The sequence below is a fragment of the Roseovarius sp. genome, assembly GCF_018066915.1.
In the GTDB taxonomy this organism is placed as follows: Bacteria; Pseudomonadota; Alphaproteobacteria; order Rhodobacterales; family Rhodobacteraceae; genus Roseovarius.
This window is the reverse complement of record NZ_JAGPVV010000034.1, coordinates 1-4,715: the sequence shown is the minus strand read 5'-3', so window position 1 is coordinate 4,715 and position 4,715 is coordinate 1. Positions and strand designations below refer to the sequence as shown.

The following is a 4,715-nucleotide window of genomic DNA, read 5'->3' as shown; positions in this document are numbered from 1 at the left end:
CGGACCGACGAAGAACTCGATGTCGCAATCGCCGATCAAGGGTTTTTCTATGTCATGCCCGACTCTGGTGATCCCGCCCTCAGCCGCCGTGGCGACCTGCGGCGTGACACCGATGGCAAGCTGCGCAATGGCGCGGGAGATGCGATGCTGGGGCCGGATCTCGCCCCTATTCAGGTGCCCGCCTATCGCAACATCCGGATCACGGATATCGGTGAAATCTATATCCAGCCTCTCGATGATCCTGAGGGCGAGCCGGTTCTGGCCGGGGTCTTGGCCACGGTGGTTCCACCAGCGGAGGTCGCGCTGACCAAGGGCGCGGATGGCCAGATCAGGACCGTCGAAGGACCTCTGCCGCCACCCGATCAGCGCGCGGAAGTGTTGCAAGGCACGTTGGAGAGCAGCAACGTGAACCCGGTCGAGGAATTGCTGTCGACCATGCAGATGCAACGCAATTTCGAGTTGGGGATGCGCATGGTTTTGACCGCGCGCGAGTTGGATGAAGGTGGCGCGCGGATGATGCAGGCGCCAGAGGGTTAAGTCGGGCTTGGGCTCTGTCGGGGGTGTTCTCTTGCGCTTGGATCAATGATCCCCGGCGCTTTCGGCAATCGCCTTGCCTGCGGCCCACCCCGATGACCAGGCCCATTGGAAATTATACCCGCCCAGCCATCCGGTCACATCCACAGCCTCGCCAATGGCGTAGAGGCCGGGCAGATGCTTGGACTGCATGGTTTTGGAAGAAAGCCCGTCGGTGTCGATGCCGCCCAAGGTGACTTCGGCGGTGCGGTAACCTTCGGTGCCGGTGGGTTTCATCTGCCAGCCGCGCAGGGTGCCGATGATTTCGGCCAACCGCGCGTCGGAGTGATCGGCGAGATTGCCCGCGAGGCCCAGGCTGGGGGCCAGATACGCCACCAGTTTCGCGGGCAGGTGATGCCCAAACTCGGTCGTGACATTGCGGCGGCCTGTGGTCTGACGCTGTTGGCGGAGCGCGTCAAAGAGCGTGGCGGTGGGGTCCAGGTCGAGGGTGATCGTCTGACCCTCGCGCCAATAGGAGGATATTTGCAGGATCGCCGGACCAGAGAGGCCGCGATGCGTGAATAGTGCCGCCTCGTCAAAGCTGACCCCGTCGCAAAGCGCGCGCACCGGCAAGGCGGTGCCGGACAGGGCGGCAAAGGGCGCATCGGAAAAGGTGAGCGGGACAAGAGCGGGCCGGGTATCGGTGATCTGATGGCCGAATTGCCGCGCGATGTCATAGGCCATGCCGGTGGCGCCCATCTTGGGGATGGATTTGCCACCTGTGGCGAGCACGAGGTTGCGGGCGGTGACACGAGCGCGCCGCCCTTCGCGGTCTAGCGTGGCGTGAAAATGGCTGCCGTCATGCGAGATGTCCGTGACTTGGCTCGAGAGCCAGAGATCGGCCCCGGCGTGGCGCAGTTCCTTGACCAGCAGGGTCACGATCTGGGTGGCCTTGTCGTCACAAAAGAGCTGTCCCAAGGTTTTCTCATGCCACGCCACGCCGTGACGGGCGATGAGATCGAGAAAATCCCACTGGGTATAGCGCGAGAGCGCGGATTTGCAGAAATGCGGGTTGCCCGAGAGGAAATTGGCCGGTGTCGTGCCAAGATTGGTAAAGTTGCAGCGCCCGCCGCCCGATATGCGGATCTTCTCGCCCGGTGCGCGCGCATGGTCGATCACCAGAGTGCCCGGCCCAGCATGGGCCGCACACATCATGCCGGCGGCCCCGGCCCCAAGGATGAGCGTGTTGCAGAGGTGATGCATGGGTCTGGCTCTGCCGCGAAAAGCCGCCGATTGGCAAGGGGATAGTGCTGGTAATAAGGCGAAAACAACGCTAGAATATGTGTCAGACCCCGAAAAGGGGCGCAAGATGCATGAGGCGGCAGGCAGATGACAGAAATGGTCTACGGGGCAATGCCCCTGCGGGACGCAGAGCCCGTCCTTCCCAAATGGTGGCGCACGATCGACAAATGGTCCTTGACCTGCGTCTTGATCCTGTTCGGCATCGGCATGTTGCTGGGGCTTGCAGCCTCGCCGCCGCTTGCGGAAAAGAACGGGCTGGGTGCGTTTTATTACGTGCAGCGACAGGCGCTCTTTGGTGGCATGGCCCTCGCGGCCATGGTGCTGGTGTCGATGATGCGGCCTGAAATGGTGCGCCGCATGGCGGTTCTGGGCTTTCTCGCGGCCTTTGCCGCGCTGATAGCGCTGCCGTTTCTGGGGACGGATTTCGGCAAGGGGGCTGTGCGGTGGTATAGCCTCGGTTTTGCGTCGGTGCAGCCGTCAGAGTTTCTCAAGCCAGTGTTCGTGGTCGTGGCTGCCTGGATGATGGCGGCAAGCCAGCAAGTGAATGGGCCGCCGGGGCTGAGCTGGTCATTTCTTTTGACGATGGTGATCCTTGCCTTTCTGGCGATGCAGCCCGATTTCGGGCAGGCGGCGCTTGTGCTTTTTGGCTGGGGTGTCATGTATTTCGTGGCTGGTGCCCCGGTGACGCTGCTTCTGGGGATGGCGGGGGGGGTGGTCCTTGTGGGCAGCTTTGCCTATGCCAATTCCGAGCATTTCGCGCGCCGGATTGACGGTTTTCTGAGCCCGGAGGTGGACCCGACCACACAGCTTGGTTTTGCCACCAACGCGATCCGCGAAGGCGGGTTCTTTGGTGTCGGCGTGGGCGAGGGTCAGGTGAAGTGGAGCCTGCCGGACGCCCATACCGATTTCATCATTGCGGTGGCGGCCGAGGAATATGGGCTGGTTCTGGTGCTCTGCATCATTGCTCTTTATGCCAGTGTCGTCGTGCGCTCGCTCTTGCGGTTGATGCGCGAACGTGACCCGTTCATCCGGCTGGCGGGCACGGGCCTTGTGATCATGTTCGGCGCGCAGGCGATGATCAACATGGGGGTCGCCGTGCGCCTTTTGCCCGCCAAGGGCATGACGCTGCCCTTCGTAAGCTATGGTGGCTCGTCGGTGGTGGCAGGGGGGATTGCCGTGGGCATGCTCTTGGCCTTTACCCGGACGCGGCCGCAGGGGCAGATCGGGGATATCCTGCGGGGGCGGTCATGACCGCGCGACAGCCGCTCTTGATCATCGCGGCGGGCGGCACCGGCGGGCATATGTTTCCTGCTCAGGCCTTGGCCGAGGTGATGCTGCGGCGGGGCTGGCGGGTGCGGCTGAGCACAGATGCGCGCGGTGCGCGGTATGTGGGGGGCTTTCCGCATTCGGTTGAAATCGAACAGGTGGCAAGCGCCACCTTCGCGCGCGGCGGTCTGATCAACAAGCTGATGGCCCCGTTTCACATTGCGGGCGGCGTTGTGGGCGCGAGCCTGCGGATGATGCGGGACAAGCCGGATGTGGTGGTGGGCTTTGGCGGCTATCCGAGCATCCCGGCGCTGACGGCGGCCTGGGTGCTGCAGCGCCCGCGTATGGTGCATGAGCAAAATGGCGTGCTGGGCCGGGTCAACCGGCTCTTTGCGCGGCGTGTCGATGTGGTCGCCTGTGGCACTTGGCCCACGACCTTGCCTGAGGGCACGCAGGGCGTGCATGTGGGCAATCCAGTGCGCGCAGCGGTGCTGGAACGGGCGGGTGCGGGCTATATCGCACCGGGGGATTATCCGATGTCGGTGCTGGTGATCGGCGGCTCTCAGGGGGCGCGTATCCTCAGCGACATGGTGCCTGCGGCCATCGCAGCCCTACCCGACGCGATCCTGCGCAATGTCCGGGTCAGCCATCAAGCCCGCGAAGAGGACATGAACCGCGTGGCACGGTTCTATGCCGGGGCGGGGATTGACGCCGATGTGCAGCCGTTCTTTCGTGATGTCCCGCGCCGCATGACCGAAGCGCAGCTGGCGATCAGCCGGGCGGGCGCATCGAGCATCGCCGACGTGTCGATCATCGGACGACCCGCGATCCTCATTCCCTATGCCGCCGCCGCAGGCGACCATCAGGCTGCCAATGCCCGTGGGCTGGCCGCAGCGGGCGGAGCAATCGTGATCCCCGAGAGCCGGTTGACCGAGGCCGTGCTGACCGAACAGATTGGCGCGGTGCTGAGCGATCCGACCGGCGCGTCGATGATGGCTCAGGCCGCACTCAGTTGCGGCATGCCGGACGCCCCCCAACATCTGGCCGATATGGTCGAGGACCTTGCGCAAAAAGGGCAAAAGCAATGAACGCAGCCACCAAGCTTCCGACCGATATCGGTCCCATCCATTTTGTCGGGATCGGGGGCATCGGGATGTCGGGGATTGCCGAGGTGCTGATCAACCATGGCTACCGGGTGCAGGGCTCCGACCTCAAATCCACCCCGATCACCGAGCGGCTGGCGGGCATTGGGGCCACGGTATTCGAAGGGCAGCGCGCCGAGAACCTCGAAGGGGCCGAAGTGGTGGTGATTTCCTCCGCGATCAAGCCCGGCAATCCCGAACTCGACGAGGCGCGCAGGCGCGGCCTGCCGGTGGTGCGCCGGGCCGAGATGCTGGCCGAGTTGATGCGCCTCAAGTCCAACATCGCGGTGGCGGGTACCCATGGCAAGACCACAACGACGACGCTTGTGGCGGAGCTTTTGGTCAAGGGCGGGATTGATCCCACGGTCGTCAACGGCGGTATTATCCACGCTTATGGCAGCAATGCGCGCATGGGGCAGGGCGAATGGATGGTGGTTGAGGCCGACGAGAGTGACGGCACCTTCAACCGCCTACCCGCGACCATTGCCATCG

At 63.9% G+C, this 4,715-nt stretch carries 5 protein-coding genes; 4 read left to right on the top strand and 1 reads right to left on the bottom strand.

Annotation, left to right across the window (positions count from 1 at the left end):
• A partial coding sequence (locus tag KBT70_RS01915; protein ID WP_296628130.1) for a flagellar basal body rod C-terminal domain-containing protein occupies positions 1-537 on the top strand: 537 nt, incomplete at its 5' end.
• Positions 538-579: 42 nt separating this feature from the next.
• On the opposite strand, the gene KBT70_RS01910 is transcribed toward KBT70_RS01915, so the two are convergent.
• Positions 580-1,776, bottom strand: coding sequence for an NAD(P)/FAD-dependent oxidoreductase (locus KBT70_RS01910; protein WP_296628127.1), 1,197 nt, complete (start codon positions 1,774-1,776; stop codon positions 580-582).
• A 126-nt stretch (positions 1,777-1,902) separates the two neighbouring features.
• On the opposite strand from KBT70_RS01910, the gene KBT70_RS01905 reads away from it, so the two are divergent.
• The 3 genes from KBT70_RS01905 to KBT70_RS01895 all read left to right on the top strand — a co-directional run.
• On the top strand, positions 1,903-3,066 hold the full coding sequence (locus tag KBT70_RS01905) for a putative peptidoglycan glycosyltransferase FtsW (RefSeq protein ID WP_296628125.1): 1,164 nt from the start codon (positions 1,903-1,905) through the stop codon (positions 3,064-3,066).
• Complete coding sequence (locus tag KBT70_RS01900) at positions 3,063-4,169, top strand: UDP-N-acetylglucosamine--N-acetylmuramyl-(pentapeptide) pyrophosphoryl-undecaprenol N-acetylglucosamine transferase (RefSeq protein ID WP_296628123.1); 1,107 nt, start codon at positions 3,063-3,065, stop codon at positions 4,167-4,169. The genes KBT70_RS01905 and KBT70_RS01900 overlap by 4 nt, the downstream gene beginning before the upstream one ends.
• Positions 4,166-4,715: Mur ligase domain-containing protein (locus KBT70_RS01895; RefSeq protein WP_296628119.1), on the top strand; the 550-nt coding region annotated here is incomplete at its 3' end. The genes KBT70_RS01900 and KBT70_RS01895, both read left to right, overlap by 4 nt.

Excerpts from the sequence above, each read along its gene's own strand:
- KBT70_RS01910 (WP_296628127.1), bottom strand. The coding sequence starts at position 1,776 with ATGCATCACCTCTGCAACACGCTCATCCTTGGGGCCGGGGCCGCCGGC.
- KBT70_RS01905 (WP_296628125.1), top strand. The coding sequence starts at position 1,903 with ATGACAGAAATGGTCTACGGGGCAATGCCCCTGCGGGACGCAGAGCCC.
- KBT70_RS01900 (WP_296628123.1), top strand. The coding sequence starts at position 3,063 with ATGACCGCGCGACAGCCGCTCTTGATCATCGCGGCGGGCGGCACCGGC.